Raw genomic sequence first — 26,502 nt, 5'->3', positions numbered from 1 at the left:
TGCTAAAATAAATGAAAAGAAAAGATTTACAACATATAAAATTAGAAAATACGCCGTTAAAAGTGGAGAATGAAAATTCTTTGGCTGCTTCATTTCTAACAGCAGAAGGAATCGAACTAAAACCAACGTACTCGGAACAAGACATTGAGAATCTTGCTCATCTTGATTTTGGCGCCGGTTTTGCACCAAATTTACGCGGACCTTACGCTACGATGTACGTTCGCCGACCTTGGACCGTTCGCCAATATGCAGGATTTTCAACTGCTGAAGAAAGCAATGCTTTTTACAGAAGAAATCTGGCTGCGGGTCAAAAAGGACTTTCCATAGCTTTTGATTTACCTACACATCGCGGTTATGACTCTGATCATGAACGTGTAGTAGGCGATGTAGGAAAAGCGGGAGTTGCGATTGACTCCGTCGAAGATATGAAAGTATTATTCGACCAAATTCCGTTGGATGAAATGTCAGTTTCCATGACGATGAATGGTGCTGTTTTGCCTATTATGGCTTTCTACATTGTCGCTGCTGAAGAACAAGGTGTAAAACCCGAATTACTTTCCGGTACGATACAAAATGATATTCTGAAAGAGTTCATGGTGCGCAACACGTATATTTATCCTCCAACTCCTTCAATGAAAATAATCGCTGATATTTTTGAATTTACCAGCAAAAAAATGCCGAAATTCAATTCTATTTCCATTTCTGGTTATCACATGCAGGAAGCGGGAGCCACTGCTGATATCGAATTGGCTTACACACTAGCTGATGGATTGGAATACATTAGAACTGGATTAGCGACCGGAATGAAAATTGATGAGTTTGCTCCACGATTATCATTTTTCTGGGCGATTGGAATGAACCATTTTATGGAAATTGCCAAAATGCGTGCGGGAAGAATGATATGGGCAAAACTGGTAAAACAATTTGAACCAAAAGACGATAAATCATTAGCCTTGCGAACCCATTGTCAAACTTCGGGTTGGAGCTTAACGGAGCAAGATCCTTTTAACAATGTAGCTCGAACCTGTATTGAAGCTGCCGCAGCTGCTTTTGGAGGAACACAATCCTTACACACCAATGCTTTGGATGAAGCTATAGCTTTACCAACAGATTTCTCTGCAAGAATTGCCAGAAACACACAGCTATATTTACAAGAAGAAACTAAAATCACAAAAACCGTTGATCCCTGGGCCGGCAGTTATTATGTAGAAAGCTTGACGAATGAAATAGCCGAAAATGCTTGGAAACTTATTGAAGAAGTCGAAGAACTGGGCGGAATGACCAAAGCCATTGAATCTGGAATTCCAAAACTTAGAATAGAGGAAGCGGCGGCCAGAAAACAAGCGAGAATAGACAGCGGTCAGGATATTATTGTGGGCGTAAATCAATACCGATTAGAAAAAGAAGATCCTTTACAGATACTGGATGTAGACAACCAAATGGTTCGCAAGCAACAATTGGAACAATTGGATAGAATTAAAGCAACCAGAGATACAGAAAAAGTCCAAAATTCACTAAAAAAACTAACCCTTTGTGCTCAAACAGGAGAAGGTAATTTACTGGAAATTGCCGTAGAAGCGGCTAGAAACCGAACAACATTAGGAGAAATCAGTGATGCACTGGAAGCGGTTTTTGGAAGATACAAAGCACAAATTAAATCCTTTAGCGGTGTGTATAGTAAAGAAATAAAAGACGACAAAAGTTTTGAAAAAGCAAAACAGTTAGCAGATGAATTTGCTGAAAAAGAAGGACGTCGCCCTCGAATAATGATTGCCAAAATGGGGCAAGACGGGCACGATCGTGGTGCTAAAGTTGTGGCTACAGGTTATGCAGATGTAGGTTTTGATGTTGACATAGGTCCACTTTTTCAAACACCGGCTGAAGCTGCGAAACAAGCGGTAGAAAACGACGTTCACATTCTGGGCGTTTCATCACTCGCGGCAGGGCACAAAACCCTTGTGCCGCAAGTAATCGAAGAGCTAAAAAAATACGGTCGAGAAGATATAATGGTGGTTGTGGGCGGAGTAATTCCTGCGCAAGATTACCAATTTTTGTTTGATGCCGGTGCAGTTGCCGTATTTGGGCCTGGAACAAAAATCAGCGAAGCTGCCATTAAAATATTAGAAATTTTAATAGACAGTTTCGAATAAAAAAGGACACTATAATTGTCAATTCTATCTAAAGCACTAATCAAAAGATTGGTGCTTTTTTGTTTTATTTTACAGATTAAAAATATACTATTCCTATTAAAAAAGAGGCAATTTAACTAATTTTATTAACATAACTTATGGTATAAATTAACGCTAAAAACTAAATTAAAAAGCTAAATTTACATAAGCATATTTATTTTTTTTAAAAAATATAAATTTTAAAACATTGATATATAGATAGTTAAATCTAAAGAAAAGGGGAAGTAAAACAATATGCCTTAATGATTTATTTGTTTATTGGAATTATAAAAACTCATTTATTAATTTAAAACTAAATATTATGAAATCTCTTATTATTTTACTTTTTTTAAGTGTTACTATAGCATCATATTCCCAAGTAACTGAAAAAGGTAAAATTAAAATCGAAGAACTACCCGGTGTGGTTATTAAGAGAGTTGGAACAGATTTTTCTGTTTATATTCCTGATAATAATCCTGACCAAAGAGTAAGAACCGTAGAAGAAAAATTTATTGCCTATGATTTAGGTAAAGATGCTGAAGGATTTGAAGAATACCTTGTCGTAATGGAAGTGAAAAACGGTTCTTTGACCGCTACTTATAATGAAAACGGAAAATTAATACGCGTTGTGGAAGAATTCAAAAACGTAAAGCTTCCCAGTGAGGTTATCTATTCTATTTACAGAACATATCCCGGTTGGTCAATTGTAAATGACACTTTTCTTTATTCACAGGAAGAAGGGGATATTATCAAAAAACAATATAACATTAAAATCAAAAAAGATAAAGAAACCATGAAATTAGTGGTACGTCCCAATGGGGAAATTCTTAAAGCGAAATAATTCGATTTAGAATAAAAAAAAGGCTGCCAAAAATAATTCAGACAGCCTTTTTTATTTTATTTTTGACTATTAGATCTGTATGTTTTTTACGTTTGCATTGCTATCCGCAACAATAGACGAAGTATCATAACCGCCAAATAGTTTCATATAAGTTCTTATGGAAGTTCCGTAAGCATCTCTAAAATAACGTTTACCCTTATTTTTAAAGTACTTTTTTACTGATCCTGCACCACCAAGATGAGCAGCTGCTAAAATCCCAGATTCAGTAACATGTATTCCGTTGAGTATTGTTCCTTCGTATTTTTCAATTTCCTTTTTCAGCTCCCATTTATTTTTAGCCAAAAGTGCGATAAATGCTTTTTCCTGTAACTCAGGACTATTTAAAAAAGTAGAACTATTGCGAACTCCAACAGACTTTAAGGTCTCAATACCAAATTGGTATTTGCCTAAATATCCTAAAGAATTGATTTTTTTATATTTACTTTCAGATTCTCTGTATCCGATTGCTTCTTTAAAGCCAACGAAAAAATTTCCAGTAAAAGGGATGTTCAGATTGGTGTAATCTTCTTGCTTTTCAGAAGGAAATAAGTAGTGCGTTCCCTCTTCTTCATTGATAAGAAACCAAGGGCTGGTTTCTAAGTTAAACGGTTTAAAACCTGAGCTTAAAAAAACTGTAATTACAGTCAGACTAGTGTAAAAATACCACTTCTTTATCATAAATTGTTTTTCTTCAAAACGCTGTCCCGTTAAGAAATTTCTATGCGCAAAGATACAATAAAAATAATTATACTGATAATCAGCAAGTTAAACTTTTCTAAAAATAGATTAAGTGGTATTTTATATCGTTAAAACGCACAAATTCGATTGTCGGCGCAGGAATTTTAACGGTATTAAAAATGGAAAAAACAGTCTTTAAAAAACGAGATTTCGTCTTAATTTTTGTCAAATCGACATCTAAACTCAAGTAAAATTGTCTGACTCTTCGTGGATTAGACGTTAAAACGGGGGAAGTATCTTCTTTATTTCCAGTTATCATACCGTCGGCCCCATATCCCAAAGCCAAGTTGAGCCATTTTGGTATTTTTGAGCCTTTAGCAAAAGAATGTAAATTGACCGAAAGCCAATACGTTTGTCCATTATAGTCTTTTAGAATTTCCTCTGTAAATGAACTTCCTAAAACCTCTGGTCTGTATCCGGCATATTTTGTAGTATGAAAAGAAAATTTAGGTGTAATACGCTGTTCCTTCCATATTAATTCTTGTGAAACATATAAAGCTGTCCCGGAGGCATTAGCAACAACATCCCCTAATGAAGCGCCCCATTCAGAGGAATATCCATCTAAAACCTCAACTGCAGTTAAAAACGCAAAGCCTAAGCCCGCTCCGTACAGCATTTGATTTTTTTTATTGACACCACTCCATTGCAGCATTTCGGCACCAAATCGCCCCAAATGATACGACGAAAATACATGACCGGCTTTATCCATTTGAAGCCAGTCTGAGTTGTCATTTATAAAATGAAAATCAGATTTGGGATAATCGGCGTACCAAACTTGGTTTAAACCTATTAAAGTTCCCGTAGCCAAAACTGCTTCGGAAATGACAACTGTATTTTGCCTTTTTAGGTGTAAAGAATCGGATGGCTTAAAGAAACTATCCGATTTATTTTGTGAATGGCCACTTTGAAATCCAACTAAGAGTAAAAATATAAGGAATACTTTAAATCCCAAAACTACCTTTTTACGCCTTGACTGTTGATCCAATCCGAATATTTTTTGGCGTTTTTATTGTGTTCCTCTAATGTAGCTGCAAACTCGTGGTATCCAAAACGCTCCACACTGGCACAGAAGTAAATGAAATTATTTTTCTCAGGATCTAAAACAGCTTCTAATGCTGTAATATCAGGCATGGCGATAGGCCCAGGAGGAAGTCCTACATTCATATACGTATTGTAGGGATGACTCATCGTCAAATCATTGTAAAAAACCCTTTTGATGACTTGGTCAAAATCATTCGATTTCTTTTTCATCGCAAAAATAACGGTTGGATCAGCTTGCAATGGCATTTGCGCTCTTAAACGATTCAAATACACGCCTGCAATTCTAGGTCTCTCGTCTTTTTTAACGGATTCTTTGTGTACGATTGAAGCCAGAATAGTTGCTTCAATTGGAGTTAACCCTTGTTTTTGAGCTTTGGCAACTCTTTCTTTATTCCAAAAATTACGGTATTCTTTTATCATTTTATCGCGAAACTTTTCAGCCGTAGTATTCCAATAAATCTCATACGTATTAGGAATAAACATAACCAAAACATTTTCTTCATTGAACCCGTTTTCTTTCAGGAAAATAGAATCTTTGAACGAAGTTAATAATGATAAACTGTCGGCTTCTATTTGAGAACCTACACGTCCAGCCAAATTCTCCACTCGTTCCTGATTATTGAATGCCAATTTCACAGGCGAATTAAGTCTCAAGGTTTTTACCAATTCATAACTGTTCATCCCTTTTGTGAATAGAAAACGACCCGGGATTACATTATCAGAATAGCCTCTTTTATTTGCTACCATTTCAAAACGATCCATATTCTCTATGTACGGTGCGATTATCTTCTTGACATCTTCGTATTTAGAATCGGTTGGAACGTAGACATACACTTCTTTATCCGCAAATTTTGTGTTGGCAGAAAAAATTTGTTTCAAAAGTATTAATCCATAAATCATTAATATTGATATTAAAACAACAGAAGCAATGGTGATAATTTTCTTAATATTCATAGGTGGTATTATTTGTTTTTTTTGTGGAATCATGACACGACCATTATTCCTATTTATTTGATTTTGAAATAGTACTGATTTAAAACTAAAAACTTTAAAATTTAGTATTGATTAATTGAAAAATAGCTTCGTCTTTATAAACGCCGTTCACAAAGGTCCAATCTTTTTTTACACCCATCATTTCGAATCCAAATTTAGTAAAAAGAGCTTTACTAGCTTCATTTTCGGTTCCTATATTTGCATATAATTGATGTAAATTAAGATTACAAAAAGCATATTCGATTAATAACCCCAAAGCTTCTGAACCAATATTCTGTTTTCGGTTTTCGTTGTCTTGGATAACGATACCCACTCCTGCCCTATTATTCTTTGGATCAAAATCAAATAAATCGATTAGACCTAAGGCTGGAAAATCCTGATCTTGACAAATAGCCAATCGCAATTGCTTGGCTTCATAAATATCCTGATGGGCATTTTCTAAATACTGTTTGACTAAAAACCGGCTGTAAGGCGTATGCGTATTACTGACTTCCCAAATGCTCTGGTCGTTTTCTATGGCATATACAAACTCCAAATCATTGGGTTCTAATGCACGAATATAGATGTTATCGCCTTTTAATGTTTTCATTTTGGAAGTTAGGGGGTTAGAAGTTATAGGTTAGGGGTTAGGGGTTAGGGGTTAAAGGCTTGAGTTGTCAAATCGACTCCTCAAGTTTCAGAGTGATTATTTTTTAAATCTCAATCGTTCCTTTAAATACAAATTCCGCTGGTCCTTTGAGAAAAACATGGGTAAACTGCCCTTCATTTTTATCAAAAGAAACGACTAATTTTCCGCCTTCTACATTCAAATCAATAGAAGAAGAATCTGTTTTTCCTAAAACGTTCATCGCAATTGCAACTGCTGTCGCGCCTGTTCCGCAAGAAAGTGTTTCGTCTTCCACCCCTCTTTCATACGTTCTTAACGAAAAAGTGGTATCGTTAATTTGTTTTACAAAATTGATGTTGCTTCCTACTTTTCCATACAAATCTCCGTATCGAATAGCTGCTCCGTTTTCCTTTATATTGTAATTTTCTAAATCATCTACCAGTTGCACATGATGCGGCGAACCCGTATTTAGAAACACATGATCTGAACTTACTTTTACCTCAGCAACATCTATCATTTGTAGCGCAACCAATCCGTCTTCCTCAATTGTCGCGTGATGCAAACCATCTGTCGCAATAAAAGTAGTACTGTTTTTGATTACGTTCAGCTTTTTGGCGAAAGCCACTAAACATCTTCCACCGTTGCCACACATGGAACTTTGGTTTCCATCAGAGTTGTAGTAGACCATTTTAAAATCTGTAGTCGTGTCATTTTCCAGTAAAATAAGACCGTCGCCTCCTATTCCAAAACGTCTGTCGCATAAATGCGCAATGAGTTGTGTATTCTCCTTTGGAAAAAAATCCAAACGATTATCAATTATGACAAAATCATTTCCTGTTCCTTGGTATTTATAAAATTCTAGTTGCATTTTAATTGAATTGAGTTATACAAAAGTACGAACTATTAATGAAATGTTAATCATTGTTAAAGAGCGTTAAACTGTATTTTACGAAGCTAAATTAGTTTTATTTTTACGAGTAAATATCTTAATAAACGAATTTAATTATGAAAAAATTTTCAACACTTTTTTTGGTTTCCCTGTTGAGCGGAGTAGTAACACTAGGTTCATACAAATTATTATTTGACACCAATGGATATTTTTCTAATGATAAAAATTCAGGAGTCACAACTGCACCCTATTCTTACGGAAAGAAAGTAGGATTGTCATCGGATGTACTTGATTTTACTGAAGCTGCAGAAAAAACTGTCCATACAGTTGTGCACGTAAAAAACGTTTCCCGCAGAACTATTACGAATCCCATTTTAGAATATTTTTATGGTTATAAAGGAGGACAATCCCAGGAACAAGTAGGAACGGGTTCTGGAGTAATCATTTCTGAAGACGGTTATATTGTGACCAATAATCACGTGATTAAAGGCGCATCAGAAATTGAAATTACCTTAAATAACAAAAAATCATATGTGGCAAAACTCATTGGAACTGATTCTAAAATGGATATTGCCTTATTGAAAATTGACACGGAGGAGAAATTACCTTATACTGTTTTTGCCAATTCTGATTCGGTGAAAATTGGCGAATGGGTTTTGGCAGTTGGAAATCCGTACAATTTAACTTCTACGGTAACCGCCGGAATTGTTTCGGCGAAAGCCAGAGATTTAGACTCCAGCGGAATCCAGTCTTTCATACAAACAGATGCTGCGGTAAACCCTGGAAACAGTGGTGGTGCTTTAGTCAATACGCGTGGTGAACTGATAGGAATCAACACGATGATTTCATCCATGACGGGTTCTTACGTAGGCTATTCCTTTGCGGTTCCTTCGAATATTACCCGAAAAATCATTGAAGATCTTATGGAGTTTGGGAATGTACAACGTGGAATTCTTGGGGTTGAAGGAGGCGAATTGAACAGTATTACTTCCAAGGAATTAGGAATAACGCAAACGCAAGGATTCTACATTAATAAAGTAACCAAAAATTCCGGTGCCGAAAAATCAGGACTTGGAAAAGGCGATGTCATCATCAAATTAGATGAGCAAAATGTGGCCACTTTTGCTGATCTTTCCAAGTACATCAATACGAAAAGACCTAATGACAAAGTACAGGTTACCTATATCAGAGATGGGAAAACCAGAGCGGTTCCTGTAATCTTAAGTAAAAATGAATTTTTCAATGCTGAATTTAAAGGCATCGAATTAGAAAACATTGAGGCAGCTGACAAGAAGAAATTTAAAATTGATTACGGTGTACGAATTAAATCAATTACCAGCGAAAACCTGAAACAGTACGAAGAGGAGTTAATAGGAAATATTATCTTGAGTATTGACAATGTAAAAGCTACGGATGTGGAAACGGTTTCTAAACTTTTAAGTAAAAAAGAGGAAAACCAAACGGTACGCATCGAAATGATTAATAAAAACGGAGAAGTAATGCGCGTGATTCTCTAACGCATCCTGTTAAAAAAAAAACCAAAGCCATCTTGAAAAAACAAGGTGGCTTTTTTATTTTATAAATAATTCATGAAATGTGTTACGAAATCGATTGAAATAGGTACTTTTGCGCAAAATTTGTAAAAAATACAATCACTTATTTTCATTAAATTTTCAACATGGCAACCACAACTTTATACGAAAAGGAAGTTACTTTTCAAGCCGACAGGCGACGTGCAGGAGTAGAATTGATTAAAATTATCAGCGATCTATGGTATGATAAATCTATAGAAATGGTCTTATTTAGAAATCAATTAATTGATAGAAATGTAAGCGACATCATCAACCTACATGAATATGCGGGAGAATTTGTGAGCAAACCTATTTCGGTATTCGATTCTGTAGAAATAGCCAGAGCTATTTTAGAATTGGATTTACCACCTTCTAAACTCGACATCGGTAAACTGACTTACGAATATCGTTTGGAAGATGAAAAATATCCTGATGCCAAATATTTTGTAATTGATAAATTAAAATACGCAAAAGACTCTGAGGAAATTCAACCGAAAGATGTTGTACTATATGGTTTTGGTCGAATTGGCCGCTTATTGGCCAGAGAATTAATGTCAAAAACCGGAAAAGGAAGTCAATTGCGATTGCGCGCTATCGTGACACGCGATAAAAATGACGCCACTTCACTTGAAAAAAGAGCTTCATTATTACGATACGATTCTATTCACGGCGATTTTCAAGGCTCGGTAACTGCTGACCCTGAAAATAATGCTTTGATTATCAACGGAACTACCGTTCACGTCATTACCGCCAACGGACCTGAAGAAATTGATTACACGCTTTTTGGAATCGACAATGCATTGGTAATTGACAACACAGGTGCTTTTACGACACACGAAGCGTTAAGCCGACATTTAGTTTCCAAAGGTGCGGATAAAGTATTGCTTACCGCTCCGGGAAAAGGAGTTCCTAATATTGTTCATGGCGTAAACCAAAACGAATACAATCCTGACGAAATCAATATTTTTTCGGCTGCGTCGTGTACTACGAATGCCATTACGCCAATATTGAAAGCTGTTGAAGACACATTAGGAGTTGTCAAAGGACATTTAGAAACGATCCATGCGTATACGAACGACCAGAATCTTGTGGATAATATGCACAAAAAATACCGTCGTGGAAGAGCCGCTGCTTTGAATATGGTGATTACCGAAACTGGTGCCGGAAGTGCAGTTGCAAAAGCATTGCCGAGCCTTGCCGGAAAATTAACCTCAAATGCGATTCGGGTACCAGTTCCTAATGGTTCATTGGTAGTCTTGAATCTTGAAGTGTCCAGAGAAACATCGCTTTTAGAAATCAATGCCATCATGAAAAAATATGCATTGGAAGGCGAATTAGTTGAGCAAATTAAATATTCTTTGAATAACGAATTGGTTTCTTCGGATATCGTGGGAACATCAGCTCCTGCAATTTATGACAGTAACGCCACAATCGTTTCTGCCGACGGAAAAAATATCGTGTTATATATTTGGTACGATAACGAATACGGATACAGCCACCAAGTAATCCGATTAGCAAAATACATTGCCAAAGTAAGACGTTTTACATATTACTAGCCTTTAGATTACAGGTTGTTGGTTGCGGATTGTAATTTTTAGTTTTTTAGTTTTTAGTTTTAGATTGAAGAAAGCAGCAACCCAACCTGAATTAAATAGAAAATCCGTCGCGTTATGAAAACGAGACGGATTTTTTTTATTTATTTAAGTTTTATAAGAGTCTTTATACCGAATTGGCACGCAGACGACTCAGATCAATCCGATTTCCACGGATTTTTTAAAAGTCATGAAAGTAATACATCGCAAATTCATAATTCATAACTCACAATTCATAACTTAAAAAAACTACTCCTTTGTTTTAGTCAAATAATACACTGGTATACCAATAAGCATAATCAAAACACCCCAACCACTTGTACTTGTTTTCGTATACAGTAAAGCAATACAAATCGCACTGGCGATAATAAGGTAAAGCCCCGGCAAAAATGGATATCCAAAAGCTTTATACGGTCTTTCGGCATTTGGCATTTTCCTGCGAAGAATAAATATTCCTAAGATAGTCAAGATATAAAATATCAAGACGATGATGACTACAAAATCCAATAAATCACCATATTTCCCTGTCAAACACAACGCCGAAGCCCAGATACACTGCGCCCAGATAGACCAAGCAGGAACACTGGCTTTATTCAATTCAGCTGCTTTCTTGAAGAAAACACCATCTTGCGCCATCGTATAATAGACTCTGGCACCCGCCATAATCAATCCGTTGTTACAGGCAAAAGTCGAAATCATAATCATCACAGCAATAATCAATGTTCCCACCGATCCAAAAATACTTTGCGAGGCCACTACAGCCACACGATCTGATTCTGCCGTTGCTATATCATACAAAGGCACCACGGCCAAGTACATAATATTAGCCAAAATATAAATCACACTCACAATCAAGGTTCCTAAGAACAAACTCAATCCCACATTGCGTTTTGGATTTTTAATTTCACCAGCTATAAAAGTTACTCCTTCCCAAGCCACACTGGAGAACATTGAACCCACTAAGGCAGCCGAAATTCCAGATATCAAAGCCGTTCCACTGATGGGTAACCAAGAACCAGTTTCCACATTCAGTGATTGTGACGTCCAGGCATTGGTCCAGTTAGCGTCCCAAACCTCTGCTTTGGCAGCCATAAAACCAAAAATAATCAAACCTGCCAACGACAGAATTTTGATTACGGTAAGAACCGTTTGTAAAATCTTAGAGTTTTTTACTCCGCGACTGTTGATGTAACTCAACAAAATAATGGTAAAAATAGAAACAATCTGGGCAGCATTAAGTTGGAAATCGCCAATCTCATACAAAATATTTTTATCGCTTAAAGGCGCGTACAAATAAGCAGCAAATTTAGCAAAAGCCACACCCACGGCAGCAATGGTACCGGTTTGAATCACGGCAAAGAAACTCCAACCGTACAAGAAACCCACCAGTTTCCCGTAAGCTTCCTTGATATACACATATTGACCACCCGCTTTAGGAAACATCGCGCTCAACTCGCCATAACTCACGGCGGCAATCACCGTAATTGTTCCCGTAAGCACCCACATGGCAATCAACCAGCCGGCAGAACCCAGTTGTCGTACCATATCAGAGCTCACAATAAATATCCCGGAACCTATCATAGAACCCACCACAAGCATGGTTCCGTCGAGTAATCCTAATTCTCTTTTAAAATCTTCTGGTTTTTGGTCTTCCATATATTGGGTTTTTGGTTTTTAGTTGGCTAAAGATATACTTTTTTTGGAAATTTCATAAAATGGATGAAAAAAGTGAGAAGTGAAAAGTAAATAGTGAGATAAGAAACTAGATTGTAAGTTTGTGCATGACCTCGCAGATTGCTTCTTCGTACCTCCTCGCCACTTCGGGTCGGGCCGTACGCTGTATCTTTATTTCCTTAAAGAAAGAAAATAAAGGATGTCGCTTCCATCCCTCGCGCAAACCGTAATACCAATGACATAAATTTATTTCATTAAAAATTGTAAGAAAATTTTAATATATTTGAAGGAATATAAAACGAGAAAAACCTTCGCTTATACAACTAGATTAGGCGTGCTTTGCGAAAGTTTGTTTCGGGTTTATACAATTTGTGTGTAATACTAAACACTATCATGGATAAAGACGCTATAAAATTACTTGAACAAATCAATAACTCTCTTACAAAAATTAATGTTAGAGAAGAATCCAATGAAATGATGTCCGACACTCATAAATTCTTAGACAAATCTGATAGAAGAGTCGAAAATTCACTCGACCAAATACAAAATACCTTTGATAGAATCCATGACAAAATATTTAATTTCAATAATGTATTAATTGGTGCATTCTTAGTACTCGGTACATTTCCAAATAATGCGCCTCATCTAAAACTATGGACAATTATTTTTCCGATAATCAATATGGTTTTCATGATTTATATTGATTACAGGCAAATGGAAATACATAGATTCGCTGCGGGTGAGCAAGATTGGACTACTGATGAAAGAAATGAATATGGCAATAAAATCAACAAACAAACTACACTTTCGCTATTCTCTCTTTTTCTATCATTATTGTGCTTACTTTATCTGATCATTAAAGTAATGTAAACCTAATCGCCGCTAATATAAAATTGCTGATTTGTAGACTTAGAACGTTTTACTTTAACAATTTCTATTTATCTTGACAGAGAGAACTCAACCCGCTTTCAACAGCAACCCCGCTTAGCGTCTTAAAAAACTCAAAAAGAAAATGAAATACGCTGAATTTAACATTGACTCGAATGAAATAGAATTCTGGAACTCTACTTTTGGAATTGAAAGCGTTTTATTGAATGGGAAAATAATTTCTAAAAAGTTTTCTTTTTCTGGAATTAAGCATGAAATAAAACTACATGCAAGAGATTTAATATTGGAATCTAAATACAAACAATTCGACAAAAAAGAAATCAAACTTGAATTGAAAGAAAATGGAGTATTGGTAAAAGAGTTACTGGTAAAAGTAGACAAATCACAAAGATTTTTTTGGATGTTAATTGGAGTAGCTACAGGAATTGCACTCTTTAAACTTCTAAATTTCTTCTATTGGAGTACGTAAATTAATAAAACCCGCTCCGATCAGTCTGATTACAATCATTACTAGAATAATTGCGCGGAAATTTTTTTCAATATCCACAACGAAAAAGATCTAAAAACAAAAAAAGCTAAATCCATAAAGATTTAGCTTTTCTTGTTTAATCGAATCAGAAAATTATATTACTTCGTTTTCATTGGTGGCAAATCAAATGCAGCTGATTCATGCTCAAAACCATTGCGGTGTGAGCCGTCACAAAAAGGTTTGTTTACTGATAATCCACAACGGCAAAGACCCAAAGCAGTTCTTCCCTCTAATCCGTATACTTTTCCTTCGCTGTCTGTTATTTCGAAATCGCCTTCTATTTTTATAGATCCGTTGCGATTAATTGTTAGTTTCGTCTTATTCATAATGCTGTTTAATTTTTTAGAGTTCAAAGATTGCAAAATATATTATCACCGTTTAGCATTGATGTGCTTTTTTATGATTCCAAATCCTAATTTACACTAATTCTATATTATGTAAAGCTTAAATTAGGAGCAAAAGTAATTAACTGAAAGAAACTAGAAGTCTTTAAATATTGAAATTTGGATAATCGAGAAAGAAGGTATTTTTATTTGCATATCCTGATCTTAATCTTTCTGATTTTAATATAGCCTTGAAAAACACTTTAAGATTAAGCCACCTTTAAAATTAAGGTATATAATAAAGGGCTACAAATATTATTAGCTTCTATATTGTATATTTGCCTGTTAGCTGATACGTTTTGGTTCATCTTAGTTATTCTATATTCTGTGAAAAAGAATAAAAACAGACCTTTTCAATTTTATAATTAAAAATAAATTCAATACTATATAATATTTTAAAAGCATGAGTATCTTAAAAAAAGTAAATGTATTTCGAAGGATTTTAACGCATAGCCTAACTAAAAATATCGGCAGTTCTCAAAAAAATCAAGATATAGATTTGACTCAAAAAATTGAAATCAAAAGGGTTTTAATTTCCAGACCAAATCATAGATTGGGAAACCTATTATTAATTACGCCACTGGTTCAAGATGTAATAACTACTTTTCCTGAGTGTAAAATTGATTTGTTTGTAAAAGGTGGTTTAACACCTATTGTATTTAAAAATTATACGAATATCGATTACATCATTGAACTTCCCAAAAAACCCTTTAAACATCTAATCGCTTATTTTCAAGTTTGGATAAAAATTAAAAGACAACACTATGACATTGTTATTAATGTTGATAAAAACTCTTCGTCTGGGAGATTATCCGCACAATTTGCGGATGCAAAATATAAATTTTTTGGTGAGGCTGACGAAACAATTCAGCTAAAACATACAGATTATGATCATATTGCAAAATATCCGGTATATGAATTTAGGAGTTTTTTAACCAAATTAGGATTTCAGGAAAACGAGAATCCAGTTCCATCCTTAGACCTTAAGTTAAGCCTTGCTGAACTTGCTGAAGGCAAAAAAATAGTAGACAAAATAGTTCCTGATGACAAAAAAACCATTTCTATTTTTACCTATGCAACTGATGACAAATGCTATTCCGAAACGTGGTGGGAAGAATTTTATGGCCGATTAAAAATAGAATATGAAGACTACAATATTATAGAAGTTTTACCAGTTGAAAATATTTCAAAAATAGGATTTAAAGCACCTACTTTTTATAGTAAAGACATTCGAGAAATTGGGTCTGTAATTGCAAATACTGAAATTTTCATTGGCGCTGACAGTGGAATTATGCATTTGGCCAGTGCTTCATTAACACCTACAGTGGGTTTATTTTCTCGCTCAAATCAAAACAAATATGAACCCTACAACAATAATAGTGTGGCTATAAATACCAATACTAGCACAACTGAGGAATCAATTAAGGTAATAAATAACATTCTTGGTAAGAATTGATTATAAATACAAAACAACAAATACTACTTTAGTGAAATATAAATCAAATTACTCATGAAAAAAATAACCGCATTCCTAATTGTATTTGTATTCACCGGAACACTTTGCGCCCAGAAGACCAACTTATTTGCTTTGAAGTTGGATCACATGGCACTTTCAGTAAAAGACTTGGATCGTTCAGTTGATTTTTACACTAACGTTTTAAAACTTTCTGAAATTACCAATCTTACAAGAAAGGAAGGCATCCGTTGGGTTTCATTGGGTGATGGCAAAGAATTACACTTAGTTTCCACTATTAAAGGGCCTGTTACGATAAACAAAGCGGTACATCTTGCGTTTAAATCGGCTAATTTTGAGGCACTGATTCAAGTACTTAAAGCACTACACATTACTTATTCTGACTGGCCGGGAAAACTCGATACTATAACCGTTAGAGCAGATGGAATCAAACAAATATACATACAGGATCCAGATGGCTATTGGATTGAAATAAATAGTGCAGAACAACACTAAACTAAAAAAGCGAAACTCCTCAGTTGCCTGAGGAGTTTCGCTTTTTTAGTTCTTATATTTTTGAATTTCACCAATTACAATTACTGCAAAACTCTATTTATTTGGGAGAAATTTTTCTCATAATATTTTTCCTTTGTTGAGGAAATTATAACTCCATTACTCACTGAAGAGTGAATAAATTTTATTTCTCCTTCACAAACTTCTACAACCATACCTACATGATTAATTTGGCTTCTACCGTTGGTTTTAAAGAAAATTAAATCCCCTTTTTGAGCTTCTTCGGTATTTATTTTAGTTCCAACACCTGATTGCTCTCTTGATGTTCTTGGTAGCTTAATGTCAAATGCCCCAAAGGTAGTACACATTAAACCGGAACAGTCAAATCCTGCTTTTGAAGTTCCTCCTGTACGGTATCTGGTTCCTATATTTTCTGAAGCACGTTCTATCAATTGATCAAGAAAATCATGACTGAAAGTAGGTTTTATTGAATTGTTAAAATCAATTTTAGTGTTTTCAATAGTAGTATTGTTACTATCAGCGCTAACAACAACATTGTTTTCTAGTGGTACATTATTCGCCCGAATGTTCAATTTATTTCCTACACGAAGTCCGTTTTTAATTTCTGGATTTTGTTTTTCTAATTCCTGAACCGTAATTCCATATTGTTTAGCGATACCATATTTAGTTTCTTTTGGCAAAACTTCACGAACAATATTCTCTGAAGTTGCGCTTACTGTTTCATTTGATTGAGAAACAGTTGTAACTTCTGATTTCGGTAAATCTATTTTCGGCTGAGAAACTACTTCTTCTATTTTGGGTACAACTTTAACCGTTTCAGCAATAACTACCACTGCTTCGCTTGTTAATTCTTTGTTTTGTTGTGGTATAATTGCTATTTCAGTCACTGGTATTCCATTTCCTGGAATCGTTATTTTTTGACCTACTCTAAGTACTTTGGTTCCTAAAGTTGGATTGGCTTTGTCTAATTCTTTAACCGTAATTCCGTATTTTCTTGCGATAGAATATTTTGATTCTTTTGACAGCACTTCAACCGTGGTTTGTTCCGTAGTGGATTTTTCAGTTTCAATTATTTGTGGGATAACTAATAATTCAGGTTTTTGAGAAACCTTATTGGCTTGAGGAGCAACAGCTACTTCTGTTGAAGATGTGTTCGCTGAAATTATAATTTTTTGGCCAATTTTCAGTCCTGTAGATTCTAATGTTGGATTGAGCTCATTTAATTCTTTTAGAGAGATTCCGTATTGTTTTGCAATTCCGTAAAGCGTTTCTTTGGCAAGTACTTCGTGTTCTTTTGCGGAAGAATTTGTTGCGACCTTGGATTTAGTATTTGTTTTCTTTGAGGATGCTACAGGAATTAATAAAATGGAATTGAGTTTTAAAAGATTTTTTGCGTTTGGATTTAGTTTAAAAATAGCGCTTTGTTTTACATCATATTTTTCAGCAATACTAGAAATTGTTTCTCCTTTTACTATGGTGTGTTTCATGTTATTTTCCTGAGAAAAAAGAACGATACTATTCAATAAAAACAATGTTACAATTAATCTTAAACTCATATTCATTTATTTCAAATTACTTACCCCTTTTTTATTCTACACAGCGATTTCGGGATATAATTATTAAATCTCGCTATGGTTTGCTTTTTTACTTTTTTATTTAAAAAATTGTAAAAATAATCCTTGTCTCTTTCAAAAAAAAGAGGTTCAGAATGTGTTCATTTTAAATTCTAGTTGATTTTTTATTTCAATTGTAAAAGCAGCTGAAACAGTAACGCCTTACAATCCTAATGTATTGTTGCGTTGAAAATAAAAATTCTAAAGAAGGTTGATTTTAAAAACAATCAAAAAAGCTTCTTTTAAAATTTAATTTTCCAAAAAGGCTAATATAAGTGATTTAATCAAAAAACATAGTCTTTTTTTAAATTTTAACGTTCAAAAAATAAAATTTTGCCCTGTTTTTTGAATTTTGCCTCTATTTTAGGCTTAAAGCTCTTTTGCTTTTCAAAAAAAAAATTGTTCCAAATCAATAAATAGAAATTGAAATTCTAATTTCTGATTTGTAGCCCTGATGAAAATGGAAAGCCTTTTGAAGCAGAATTGCCCATTTTTCCTAAGAAAAAAGAGCGACTAAAAGAAGCTCCTTTTTTATCTTGGAAAAAAGCAATTCTGCGAAAAAGCTTGAAACGGTCAGCAGGAAACAGCTCCTGAAATAAATTGGGAATGAATAAAAAAACTCCCAAGTTTCCTTGAGAGTTTTGAATATAAACTATATAATTTACTTATGCTTTTCCAGCAGCAGCAATCAAGTTTAATGCTGAACCGGCAACGAACCAACCAATTTGTCCTTCGTTGTACGTATGGTTTGCCAAGATGATATCTTTGGTTCCATCTGCGTGAACGAATTCTAGAGTTAATGGTTTTCCTGGAGCAAAATCAACTAAATCAATGAAGTTGATAGTATCATCTTCCTGGATTTTATCGTAATCAGCTTCAGTAGCAAATGTCAATCCTAAAAGACCTTGTTTTTTAAGGTTTGTTTCGTGGATACGAGCAAATGATTTTACCAGTACTGCTTTTACACCTAAGAAACGAGGTTCCATAGCTGCATGTTCACGAGAAGATCCTTCTCCGTAGTTATGGTCTCCAACAACAATCGAAGGAACACCAGCAGCTTTGTAAGCGCGCGCTACAGCAGGAACTGCATCATAAATACCCGTCAGCTGGTTTTTAACTGCATTTGATTTTTGGTTGAATGCATTAATCGCACCTATCAACATATTATTAGAAATATTATCTAAATGTCCACGGAAACGCAACCATGGTCCAGCCATAGAGATGTGATCTGTTGTGCATTTTCCGAAAGCTTTGATAAGCAATTTAGCACCTGTGATGTTTTTTCCATCCCAAGGTAAGAACGGAGCTAATAATTGTAATCTTTCTGAAGTTTCACTAACCGCGATTTGAACACCTGAACCATCCTCGGCAGGCGCTTGAAAACCTGGGTCTTCAGCATCAAAACCTTTTGGAGGCAATTCGTTTCCTGTTGGAGCGTCTAATTTTACTTCTTCACCATTTTCATTGATTAACGTATCAGTCAATGGATTGAAACCTAAATCTCCAGCAATAGCAAGTGCCGTTACCAATTCAGGCGAACCTACGAAAGCCAAAGTATTTGGATTCCCGTCGGCACGTTTTGAAAAGTTACGGTTGAAAGAGTGAACGATTGTATTGCGTTCTTCTTTTTCAGCACCTTCTCTGTCCCACATTCCGATACATGGTCCGCAAGCATTAGCAAAAACAGTTGCTCCCATTTTATCGAAAATATCGATAAATCCGTCACGTTCTATTGTATAACGCACTACTTCAGAACCTGGAGTAATGGTGAATTGAGATTTTATTTTTAAATTTTTATCGGTAACTTGTTTAGCCAAAGAAGCTGCACGAGCAATATCTTCGTACGAAGAGTTTGTACAAGAGCCGATCAAAGCTACTTCAATTTTTAAAGGCCAGTTATTTTTGATTGCTTCTTCTTTCATTTTAGAAATTGGCGTAGCTAAATCCGGTGTATAAGGTCCATTTAAATGCGGCTCTAATTCGTCTAAGTTGATTTCGATCACTTGGTCAAAATACAATTCTGGATTTGCATATACTTCAGCATCACCTGTTAAATAAGGAGCAATTTTATCAGCTGCATCAGCAACATCAGCTCTATTTGTAGAACGCAAATAACGTCCCATTGAAGCATCGTAACCAAAAGTAGATGTAGTAGCGCCAATTTCGGCACCCATATTACAGATAGTTCCTTTTCCTGTACAAGACATAGAAGTAGCACCCTCACCAAAATATTCAACGATCGCACCTGTTCCTCCTTTTACAGTAAGAATACCAGCAACTTTAAGGATAACATCTTTTGGAGCTGTCCAACCGGAAAGTTTTCCAGTCAATTTTACTCCAATTAATTTAGGAAATTTCAATTCCCAAGCCATTCCTGACATAACATCAACCGCATCAGCACCACCAACACCAATCGCTACCATTCCCAAACCCCCTGCATTTACAGTGTGAGAATCAGTACCAATCATCATTCCACCTGGGAATGCGTAGTTCTCAAGAACTACTTGATGAATAATTCCCGCTCCTGGTTTCCAGAAACCAATTCCGTATTTATTTGATACTGAAGAAAGAAATTCAAATACTTCATTGCTTTGTGTTTTTGCTCTGGCCAAATCGGTTGCAGCATCAACTTTAGCTTGAATCAAGTGATCACAATGTACTGTTGTAGGAACAGCCACTTTCTTTTTACCTGCATGCATAAATTGCAATAATGCCATTTGAGCCGTTGCATCTTGACAAGCAACTCTATCCGGAGCAAAATCAACATAATCAGCACCTCTTGTAAAAGCGACAGATGGAGTTCCGTCCCAAAGGTGATTGTACAAAATTTTCTCTGTTAAAGTAAGTGGGCGACCAACTATCTCACGTGCTTTATCAACACGAGTTGTCATGTTGTCGTACACTTTTTTAATCATTTCAATATCAAAAGCCATAAGATTTATATATAATTGTTACTATTCTATTTTAAACATACAAGATACAAAAAAATAGAGTATAAAAAAAGCCTGAGTCATTAGACTCAGGCTTTTAAATTATAATTAACTAATTATGTGAATTATTTAACTAATAACTTATGAGAAGGCGCAAACTTAGTTAGATTGATACCTTTCACTGCCGTTTTATATTCCTCTATTGTTGGAGTTCTACCTAAGATTGTAGATAAAACTACAACAGGTGTAGAAGAAAGCAACGACTCTCCTTTTTTACCTTCAGTATCCTCAACAACTCTTCCTTGGAAAAGACGTGTAGAAGTTGCCATTACAGTATCTCCTTTGGCTGCTTTTTCCTGATTACCCATACATAGGTTACATCCTGGACGCTCTAAATACAACATTTTCTCATATGATGTACGCGCTACTGCTTTAGGTATGCTATCATCAAATTCAAAACCAGAGTACTTTTGTAAAATCTCCCAGTCTCCTTCAGCCTTAAGTTCATCCACGATGTTATAGGTTGGAGGAGCCACAACTAGTGGTGCTTTGAACTCCACCTTGCCTTGTTGTGCATCTATATTCTTAAGCATTTGAGCTAAAATTTTCATATCTCCTTTATGAACCATGCAAGAACCGATAAATCCAAGATCTACTTTTTTAACACCTCCATAGAAAGATAGCGGTCTGATGGTGTCGTGAGTATATCGCTTAGAAACATCAGCATTATTAACATCTGGATCTGCAATCATTGGTTCAGCAATCACATCAAGATCAACAACAACTTCAGCATAATACTTAGCATCTGCGTCCGGAGTCAAAGCTGGTTTCACACCTGTTTTGATCTCAGTTATTCGCTTATCAGCTATAGCAATCAGTCCTTTAAGAACTTGATTTTTGTTATCCATTCCCTTATCAATCATGATCTGAATTCTACCCTTCGCAATCTCTAGTGATTCGATCAAGGTATAATCCTCAGAAATACATATCGAAGCTTTTGCTTTCATTTCTGCAGTCCAGTCCGTAAACGTAAAGGCTTGATCCGCATTAAGAGTTCCTAAGTGAACCTCAATAATTCTTCCTTGGAATACATTCTCTCCACCAAATGTTTTAAGCATCTGAGATTGCGTAGCATGTACTACATCACGGAAATCCATGTACCCTTTCATATCTCCTTTGAATGTTACCTTTACAGATTCAGGAATTGGCATTGAAGCTTCACCAGTAGCAAGAGCAAGAGCAACCGTTCCTGAGTCAGCACCAAAAGCGACTCCTTTAGACATTCTTGTATGAGAGTCACCACCGATGATGATAGCCCACTCGTTTACAGTAATATCATTAAGTACTTTGTGAATAACATCAGTCATTGAGTGATAAACGCCTTTCGGGTCACGAGCTGTAATCAAGCCGAAGTCGTTCATGAATTTCATTAATCTTGGAATATTTGCTTTAGATTTATTATCCCAAACAGAAGCAGTGTGACAACCTGATTGGTAAGCACCATCAACGATTGGCGAAATCACAGTAGCAGCCATAGACTCTAATTCCTGAGAAGTCATCAAACCAGTTGTATCTTGCGAACCAACAATATTTACGGTAACACGAACATCTGAACCAGCGTGTAAAACCTTACCCGGAGTTGAACCAACTGCGTTTTTATTAAATATTTTTTCTACAGCTGTAAGACCTTGTCCTTCAACAGAAACCTCTTTTGACGGAGCATATACAGGTACAATATCAATACCAAGAGTCTTTGATGCAAATGTTTGAAGTTTTTTTCCAAATACAATAGCATACGATCCACCAGCTTTTATAAATTCAATTTTCTGAGGTGTGAATGCCTTAGAAATATCAATTAATTCCTTATCGTCATTATAAAGTTTCTTCGTCTTTGTGTTGATTGTAAGAACAGTACCAGTAGCAACAGAATAAACTTCCTCAAGAATAGGATCACCGCTTTCATTACGAAGAACGTTACCATTTTCATCTAATTTTTTTGTCCAGTTTTTAAGGTCAAGACCAATACCACCAGTAACATCAACAGTTGTTAGGAAAATTGGAGAAATACCATTTGTTCCTGCAACGATTGGAGCAATATTAATAAATGGAACATATGGACTTGCTTGTTTACCACTCCAAAGCGCCACGTTGTTTACACCTGACATTCTTGAAGACCCCACACCCATAGTTCCTTTTTCAGCGATTAACATCACGCTCTTATCAGGATTCGCTTCAGCTAATGCTTTGATTTCAGCTTGTGCTTCAGAAGAAATTAAACATTTACCATGAAGTTCACGATCTGATCTTGAGTGCGCTTGGTTTCCTGGAGAAAGTAAATCAGTTGAAATATCTCCTTCACCAGCAATAAAAGTAACTACCTTAATTTCTTCTGCTATTTCTGGTAATTTAGTAAAGAACTCAGCCTTTGCATAGCTCTCTAGAATTGCTGCAGCAATTTCATTATCATCTTTGAAAGCAGCTTCTAAACGATCTGTATCTGCTTCATAAAGAAAAACTTGTGTCTTTAAAACTTCCGCAGCATCTTTTGCAGTAGCAACATCATTACCTAAAGCTAAATCAAGTAATACCTCTATAGAAGTTCCACCTTTCATATGTGATAATAGCTCTAAAGCAAAAGCAGGCGTAATTTCAGCAACTACTGATCGACCTAAAACGATTTCCTTTAAAAACTTAGCTTTCACATTAGCAGCAGGAGTAGTTCCTGGAACAACATTATAAATAAAGAAGTTAAGAGAATCCTCTCTGTACTCGTTACTCAAATCTTTGATTTGTGCAATGATTTCGCTTAGCAATTCAGTACCATCAATTGGCTTTGGGTTAAGTCCCTGGCCTTTTCGTTCTTCAATTTCTTGAATGTAATCCTTATAAGTATTCATAATAGAAGTATTTTTCAATTTTAAAGGCAGATTTCATTGATCATTTCAATAACAAAAGCCATAATAAATAGGTGTTAGTTTATTTTGTGGAGCAAATTTAACAATTAAAGATGAGAATAAAAAAAATTTAATAGAAGTCGTCTTTTGAAAAATTATTATTGTAAAATAATCGTTTTTATTGCTTTATATTAATAAAAACACGAATTTTTATCAAAAAACTAAACAATCAATAATATAAGATCTTTTTCCCAGCAAAGTCGAAATTCATCCCTAAAAACAAAAAGGTTCTTTATTCGCAATTGAATAAAGAACCTTTCTAAATTACCTTTTTCAATTAAATTAATTTCGCAATAATCATTTCTTCCGTAATTCCTTCGGCATCAGCTTTATAATTTTTGATGATTCTATGACGTAAAATTCCGATTGCCACAGCTTTTACATCTTCAATATCCGGAGAAAATTTCCCATTGAAAGCAGCGTTCGCTTTGGCAGCCAAAATTAAATTTTGAGAGGCTCTCGGTCCTGCTCCCCAATCCAGATAATTTTTCACAAACTCGTTCGACAAAGAATTGTCCGGTCTTGTTTTGCTTACCAATGTTACTGCATATTCAATTACATTATCAGCGACAGGTATTCTGCGGATTAATTGTTGGAAATCAATAATTTCTTGTGCTGTAAATAATGGATTTATAGTGTTTTTTATATCTGATGTAGTTCTTTTAACTACCTGAACTTCTTCTTCAAAAGAAGGATATTCCAGTTTTATAGCAAACATAAAACGGTCTAACTGCGCTTCCGGCAAAGGATACGTTCCTTCTTGCTCAATAGGATTTTGAGTTGCCAAAACAAAATAAGGCAAGTCTAGTTTATAATTTTCACCAGCAATAGTAACGGAACGTTCCTGCATGGCTTCCAGCAAAGCTGCCTGTGTTTTTGGTGGCGTTCTGTTGATCTCATCGGCCAGAATAATATTCGAAAAAATGGGTCCTTTTATAAATTTGAAATGGCGATTTTCATCTAATATTTCACTCCCAAGTATATCTGACGGCATCAAATCCGGGGTAAACTGAATTCTTTTAAAATCAAGCCCCAATGCTTGCGCAAGTGTATTTACCATCAATGTTTTTGCCAGCCCAGGGACTCCGACCAATAATGCATGACCTCCAGAAAATATACAAAGCAAAATTTGATCTACTACATCATTTTGACCTACAATGATTTTTGCTATCTCCGCTTTTAGCTCATTCCTTTTTTGAACTAAGTTATGTATTGCTGCTACGTCTGACATGTATTAAGTATTTAAAATTAAAAAGAGCTAGCGTTATGAAAACATAAAACTAACTCTTTTTATTTATTTATCGAAAATTTTTTATTCCTAATTCTAACCTGGTAAAGGAATAGAAATATTATTTTTTAAGCCAATTGTTTGTAAAACTACAATCTCTATATTCTCCAATGATTTTGATGTACGTTTCTTTAATCTTCTCATCAAACCATTTACCAATAGTAGTAATTTGTTTGCTTTTTAAAGCCAAATCTTTAATTTTGATGTAATCTTTAGCATAATCTGCCGCATGCTCATCTATTCTATTCGTCACGGTAATTAATTTGAACTTCTTCTTTCCTTCTTCTCCTTGTTCTAATAACGGAGCAGAAACTTCACCTTCTTTCAAATTAGAAACTTGGCTATAGAAAGCCGGATCCATTTTTGTCAACTCAAAACGAGTATCTTGTGTTTTTGGGTTGATTAAAGCACCACCGTTAGCTCTTGTTTCTTTCTCATCAGATAATGTTCTGGCCGCATCTGCAAAAGTGATTTCTTTGTCTGTGATTCTTTTTTTAATCAAAGTAATTTTTTCTTTCGCTTCATTCAGAGCTGCTTCTGTAACAGTTGGTGACAATAATATATGACGCAATTCTATTTCTTGTCCTTTAATTTTTTCAACATAAATGATATGAAAACCAAAATCTGTTTCAAAAGGAGCCGAAATTTCTCCTTCAGCTAAACTAAAAGCAACATCTTTAAACTCTTTTACAAATGGTGTTCTGCGATTCATTTTATAAAATCCTCCGTTAGATCTTGAACCCGGATCTTGAGAATACAAAACGGCTTTAGTTGAAAAACTAGAACCTTCTTCTATTTCTTTTTTAAAGCCATTCAATCTGTCAATAACTTTTTGCTTATCCTCTGCCGAAACTTTAGGAGTAACAACAATTTGCGCTACTTCTAATTCTACACCAAAAAAAGGAAGATCTGCAGTAGGTATTGTTTTAAAATAGTTACGGACTTCTTCAGGAGTAATTTCTACTGCATCAACAATTTTCTTTTGCATTTCTGAACTTAACTTTCCCTCTTTCAAAATATCGGAGAAATAAGTTCTAAATTCTTCCTCAGAATCTTTTTTATAGTACTTCACCACTTTGTCCAAAGATCCTATTTGCTCTATCATATAGTTCAAACGCTCTTCCATCATGCCTTTAACTTCAGCATCTGTCACTACAATACTATCTTGAATGGCTTGATGAGCATATAATTTATCTTCGAGTAATTTCCCTAACATTTGACATCTTGTGATGTCTTTTACAGAACCTCCCCCTGCTGAAATTTCAAGATACGACTTGTCAATATCTGAATCTAATATAATATAGTCTCCTACAGTGGCAATAACACCGTCAATCTTTTGTTTCCCAGTAGATTGTATTTTCTTAACCGGAGTAATGACACTATCCTTAATAATTTCTTGAGCACTTGCTACAACACTGGAAAAAAGCAAAACAAAAAAAATAAGTGCAATTCTATTATTAATGGATCTCATTTGTATTTTATTTATTGGCATTATTATAATTTGTATTTATTGTAAAACATCTTTATTCAATTGTCTTTAAACCTATTTTATAAAGGCCAGAATAATTTTGGCAAATATACACTTTAAGAATCAAGAAGCGAATTGAATTTATAATACAATTTCTTACCATTCTTTAAATTTAAAACGAACAAAAATAACAATTCAATTACATAATACAAGTTTCCTACCTACTATTAACAAAAAATTATAAACGCATTTATTTATTGTGATGTTTAACTCCTAAATCGTAAAGAAACTGAGCATTAGAAGTCAAAA

At 34.9% G+C, this 26,502-nt stretch carries 20 protein-coding genes; 8 read left to right on the top strand and 12 right to left on the bottom strand.

The window, feature by feature from the left end; translation table 11 throughout:
• The first annotated feature begins 11 nt into the window (after positions 1 to 11).
• A complete protein-coding gene (scpA, locus tag E0I61_RS07725) occupies positions 12 to 2,150 on the top strand; it encodes a methylmalonyl-CoA mutase (RefSeq protein ID WP_132070478.1) in 2,139 nt (712 codons plus the stop codon).
• A 340-nt stretch (positions 2,151 to 2,490) separates the two neighbouring features.
• Entirely contained in the window at positions 2,491 to 3,009 is a 519-nt protein-coding gene (locus E0I61_RS07720; protein WP_131992227.1) for a hypothetical protein, read from the top strand.
• A 69-nt stretch (positions 3,010 to 3,078) separates the two neighbouring features.
• Here E0I61_RS07720 and E0I61_RS07715 read toward each other — a convergent pair whose 3' ends face one another.
• The 5 genes from E0I61_RS07715 to dapF all read right to left on the bottom strand — a co-directional run bounded on the left by E0I61_RS07715 (position 3,079) and on the right by dapF (position 7,295).
• Entirely contained in the window at positions 3,079 to 3,726 is a 648-nt protein-coding gene (locus E0I61_RS07715; protein ID WP_131992224.1) for a peptidoglycan-binding protein LysM, read from the bottom strand.
• 97 nt (positions 3,727 to 3,823) lie between these two features.
• Entirely contained in the window at positions 3,824 to 4,738 is a 915-nt protein-coding gene (locus E0I61_RS07710) for a DUF2279 domain-containing protein (RefSeq protein WP_132070476.1), read from the bottom strand.
• Between the two features lie 2 nt (positions 4,739 to 4,740).
• Complete coding sequence (gene mltG / locus E0I61_RS07705) at positions 4,741 to 5,781, bottom strand: endolytic transglycosylase MltG (RefSeq protein ID WP_132070474.1); 1,041 nt, start codon at positions 5,779 to 5,781, stop codon at positions 4,741 to 4,743.
• A 94-nt stretch (positions 5,782 to 5,875) separates the two neighbouring features.
• On the bottom strand, positions 5,876 to 6,409 hold the full coding sequence (locus E0I61_RS07700; protein ID WP_132070472.1) for a GNAT family N-acetyltransferase: 534 nt from the start codon (positions 6,407 to 6,409) through the stop codon (positions 5,876 to 5,878).
• A 103-nt stretch (positions 6,410 to 6,512) separates the two neighbouring features.
• Positions 6,513 to 7,295 (bottom strand): diaminopimelate epimerase, encoded by a 783-nt coding sequence (gene dapF, locus E0I61_RS07695; protein WP_131992212.1) that lies wholly within the window; start codon positions 7,293 to 7,295, stop codon positions 6,513 to 6,515.
• Positions 7,296 to 7,432: 137 nt separating this feature from the next.
• Between dapF and E0I61_RS07690 the strand changes: the two genes are divergently transcribed.
• Together E0I61_RS07690 and E0I61_RS07685 are read left to right on the top strand one after the other, a co-directional pair.
• Positions 7,433 to 8,833, top strand: a complete 1,401-nt coding sequence (locus E0I61_RS07690) for a trypsin-like peptidase domain-containing protein (protein WP_132070470.1) — start codon at positions 7,433 to 7,435, stop codon at positions 8,831 to 8,833.
• A gap of 161 nt (positions 8,834 to 8,994) precedes the next feature.
• Positions 8,995 to 10,443 (top strand): glyceraldehyde-3-phosphate dehydrogenase, encoded by a 1,449-nt coding sequence (locus tag E0I61_RS07685; protein WP_131992206.1) that lies wholly within the window; start codon positions 8,995 to 8,997, stop codon positions 10,441 to 10,443.
• Positions 10,444 to 10,728: 285 nt separating this feature from the next.
• On the opposite strand, the gene E0I61_RS07680 is transcribed toward E0I61_RS07685, so the two are convergent.
• Positions 10,729 to 12,135 (bottom strand): APC family permease, encoded by a 1,407-nt coding sequence (locus tag E0I61_RS07680; protein ID WP_132070468.1) that lies wholly within the window; start codon positions 12,133 to 12,135, stop codon positions 10,729 to 10,731.
• Positions 12,136 to 12,522: 387 nt separating this feature from the next.
• On the opposite strand from E0I61_RS07680, the gene E0I61_RS07675 reads away from it, so the two are divergent.
• A complete protein-coding gene (locus tag E0I61_RS07675) occupies positions 12,523 to 13,023 on the top strand; it encodes a hypothetical protein (RefSeq protein WP_132070466.1) in 501 nt (166 codons plus the stop codon).
• Positions 13,024 to 13,165: 142 nt separating this feature from the next.
• A complete protein-coding gene (locus E0I61_RS07670; RefSeq protein WP_132070464.1) occupies positions 13,166 to 13,510 on the top strand; it encodes a hypothetical protein in 345 nt (114 codons plus the stop codon).
• A gap of 158 nt (positions 13,511 to 13,668) precedes the next feature.
• On the opposite strand, the gene E0I61_RS07665 is transcribed toward E0I61_RS07670, so the two are convergent.
• Positions 13,669 to 13,896 (bottom strand): CDGSH iron-sulfur domain-containing protein, encoded by a 228-nt coding sequence (locus E0I61_RS07665; protein WP_132070462.1) that lies wholly within the window; start codon positions 13,894 to 13,896, stop codon positions 13,669 to 13,671.
• Between the two features lie 460 nt (positions 13,897 to 14,356).
• On the opposite strand from E0I61_RS07665, the gene E0I61_RS07660 reads away from it, so the two are divergent.
• Complete coding sequence (locus E0I61_RS07660; RefSeq protein ID WP_132070460.1) at positions 14,357 to 15,409, top strand: glycosyltransferase family 9 protein; 1,053 nt, start codon at positions 14,357 to 14,359, stop codon at positions 15,407 to 15,409.
• A 54-nt stretch (positions 15,410 to 15,463) separates the two neighbouring features.
• On the top strand, positions 15,464 to 15,922 hold the full coding sequence (locus tag E0I61_RS07655) for a VOC family protein (RefSeq protein WP_132070458.1): 459 nt from the start codon (positions 15,464 to 15,466) through the stop codon (positions 15,920 to 15,922).
• Between the two features lie 80 nt (positions 15,923 to 16,002).
• On the opposite strand, the gene E0I61_RS07650 is transcribed toward E0I61_RS07655, so the two are convergent.
• The 5 genes from E0I61_RS07650 to E0I61_RS07630 form a co-directional block, all read right to left on the bottom strand.
• Positions 16,003 to 17,496, bottom strand: coding sequence for a peptidoglycan endopeptidase (locus E0I61_RS07650; protein WP_165930192.1), 1,494 nt, complete (start codon positions 17,494 to 17,496; stop codon positions 16,003 to 16,005).
• Positions 17,497 to 18,218: 722 nt separating this feature from the next.
• Positions 18,219 to 20,486: an aconitate hydratase gene (locus E0I61_RS07645; protein ID WP_132070456.1), complete on the bottom strand. Its 2,268-nt coding sequence runs from the start codon at positions 20,484 to 20,486 to the stop codon at positions 18,219 to 18,221.
• Between the two features lie 122 nt (positions 20,487 to 20,608).
• A complete protein-coding gene (locus tag E0I61_RS07640; RefSeq protein ID WP_131992587.1) occupies positions 20,609 to 23,380 on the bottom strand; it encodes a bifunctional aconitate hydratase 2/2-methylisocitrate dehydratase in 2,772 nt (923 codons plus the stop codon).
• A 334-nt stretch (positions 23,381 to 23,714) separates the two neighbouring features.
• A complete protein-coding gene (locus E0I61_RS07635; RefSeq protein ID WP_131992179.1) occupies positions 23,715 to 24,668 on the bottom strand; it encodes an AAA family ATPase in 954 nt (317 codons plus the stop codon).
• A 118-nt stretch (positions 24,669 to 24,786) separates the two neighbouring features.
• Positions 24,787 to 26,217, bottom strand: coding sequence for a peptidylprolyl isomerase (locus E0I61_RS07630; RefSeq protein WP_132070454.1), 1,431 nt, complete (start codon positions 26,215 to 26,217; stop codon positions 24,787 to 24,789).
• Positions 26,218 to 26,502 lie beyond the last annotated feature (285 nt).

It is taken from the genome of Flavobacterium ranwuense (assembly GCF_004349315.1).
In the GTDB taxonomy this organism is placed as follows: domain Bacteria; phylum Bacteroidota; class Bacteroidia; order Flavobacteriales; family Flavobacteriaceae; genus Flavobacterium; species Flavobacterium ranwuense.
Note: the sequence above shows the minus strand (reverse complement) of the source record. Positions and strands in the feature narration are given on the sequence as shown.